Below are 964 nucleotides of genomic sequence, written 5' to 3' on the forward strand. Positions count from 1 at the left end.
CTTAAACAACATTTTAAAACTGGGCGTCACAGCGTTGTAAAAGCCGTAGATGGCCTAAACTTCGATATTTATAAAGGTGAAACCTTCGGGCTGGTAGGCGAGTCCGGCTGTGGTAAATCCACAACTGGACGTACGATCATCCGTCTGTATGATGCGACGGATGGGGAAGTAACTTTTAATGGTGAAAATGTACACGGCAAAAAAGACCGTGAACAATTAAGAAAATTCAACCGTGAAATGCAAATGATTTTCCAGGATCCTTATGCATCCCTGAACCCGCGTATGAAAGTCGAGGACATCATTGCTGAGGGAATGGATATACACGGTCTTGCTAAAAACGACAAGGAACGTAAAGCAAAAGTTCATGAGCTTTTGGAAACCGTTGGATTAAATAAAGAACACGCCAACCGTTACCCCCATGAATTCAGTGGCGGACAGCGCCAACGTATTGGGATTGCTCGTGCACTGGCAGTAGATCCTAGCTTCATCATTGCAGATGAGCCAATCTCTGCTCTAGATGTATCGATTCAGGCGCAGGTCGTCAACTTGTTGAAGAAACTGCAAAAAGAAAAAAACCTGACTTATTTGTTCATTGCCCATGACCTATCCATGGTCAAATATATCAGTGATCGTATTGGTGTTATGTATTTTGGTAAAATGGTAGAGTTAGCGGATGCGGATGATCTTTACAATCACCCGATTCACCCTTATACGCAATCGCTCCTTTCTGCGATTCCGTTACCTGACCCAGACTATGAACGTTCTCGTGAGCGTTTCACATATGATCCGAATAACCATGATACAAGTGAAGAACCGGAATTTCGTGAGGTACGCCCAGGGCACTGGGTGCTTTGCACGACAAAGGAATTCGAGCACTATAAGAAAGAACATGGCACTGTAAAACAATAAGTCATAATTCAAGAAAGACTCTGCAAGTTAAGCAGGGTCTTTCTTTTATTTTGTT

1 protein-coding gene is annotated in these 964 nt (G+C 43.0%); it reads left to right on the forward strand.

What is annotated here, in order from left to right; all coding sequences use genetic code 11:
- The coding region (locus LD39_RS21135; RefSeq protein ID WP_035553575.1) for an ABC transporter ATP-binding protein at window positions 1-909 on the forward strand (909 nt) is incomplete at its 5' end.
- Window positions 910-964: the final 55 nt, after the last annotated feature.

The sequence above is a fragment of the Halobacillus sp. BBL2006 genome, from assembly GCF_000786645.1.
Classification (GTDB): domain Bacteria; phylum Bacillota; class Bacilli; order Bacillales; family Halobacillaceae; genus Halobacillus.